General features: G+C 52.3%; 1 protein-coding gene. It reads left to right on the top strand.

What is annotated here, in order from left to right; translation table 11 throughout:
* Nucleotides 1-10 precede the first annotated feature (10 nt).
* On the top strand, nucleotides 11-1,398 hold a 1,388-nt coding region (locus VJ956_RS07850; RefSeq protein ID WP_324083558.1), incomplete at its 3' end, for a prealbumin-like fold domain-containing protein.

The following is a 1,398-nucleotide window of genomic DNA, read 5'->3' as shown; positions in this document are numbered from 1 at the left end:
CGCGGAACCAATGATGCTGCCGGGCGGCGGCTCCATCAAGCGGTCGGGCCGCACCCTCATCGTTGAGTGGCCCGATGGCAACAACCGCGTGGATGTTCGCCAGAGCGCCACAGAAATGGGCATCCTGGCCGAGCCGATGTTCTCGACCGACTATGCCGGAAAGGTTGATGGGCTTTTGGGCAACATGGACGGAAACACGGAAAACGACTTTACCACCCGCGGTGGGACAGTGCTTGTACCTCCTCTTTCATTTGATGAACTCTACAGGGAGTTTGGCGACAGCTGGCGGATTACGCAGGAAGAATCGCTTTTCGGCACGGAAACATTTGAGAATTTGAATATACCGAGCCAGCAAGTGACCACCGCCGACATGGACCCTAATGCGGTATCTGAGGCCAAATCGGTTTGTCAAGACTTCGGTATTAAAGATCCAATCCTGCTGGACAACTGTATCTTCGACATCGCACAAACCGGTGATGAGCGCTTTGCGATCGACACCCGGGAGCTTATTACACCGGTAGCCAATGAACAGGTCAAAGACTATTTGAGCGACACCGACACCAAGATTCAAATAAGCCTGGATGCCGCTCCGGCCGGCGGAGAGGAATTTACCTTCAGCGGATCAGGTGAGCTGGGAGATTTTGTCCTATCCAATAATGGAAACAGTTCCACAGTCACACATACAGATGCTTTTCCCTATCTGCCGGCAGGTAGCTATGATATTACCCAGCAGCTTCCCAATGAAGACGACTGGGAACTATCTGATATCTCCTGTACGGCGGCACAAGGCATCACAACGGATCTTGGCAATGGGTCGGTTACCATAGACCTTGCCGAAGGAGACGTCGTTCGCTGCACGTTCAAAACTATTGGCCGGCCACTCCCTGTCACCCTTGGAGAGCCGACAGACGAACAGGTGGTTGCCGCCGATTCTGTCCTGTTTACCTGGCAGGAAGGCGACCCGCAAATCGATCAGTATCAGTTTGAACTGGCGACAGATGAGACCTTTACCTCTATTCAGCTGGATTCGGTTCTTACCGACACCTCCATTGTTCTTGGGGATCTGGCAGATCAAAACACCTACTGGTGGAGAGTCCGTGCCCAAAACGACGTGGGCTTCGGCGAGTACAGCGATCCGCAAACATTTTCGTTTATGCCGACCAGCGTTGACCCATCCGCCGGCCTGCCGGTTGAGTATGAGCTTTCGCAGAACTACCCAAATCCATTCAATCCTTCTACAGTGATTGAATACGCACTCCCTGAGACCGGCTATGTAGAGCTGCTTGTTTATAATATCCTTGGCCGTGAAGTTGCGACATTGGTAAATGGACAGAAACAAGCCGGATATCATCAGGTCACCTTTGATGCCTCAAATCTTGCAAGCGGACTCTATATCTA

Source organism: Marinobacter sp., assembly GCF_035268745.1.
Taxonomy (GTDB): domain Bacteria; phylum Pseudomonadota; class Gammaproteobacteria; order Pseudomonadales; family Oleiphilaceae; genus Marinobacter.
This window is presented reverse-complemented; position numbering and strand designations above follow the sequence as displayed.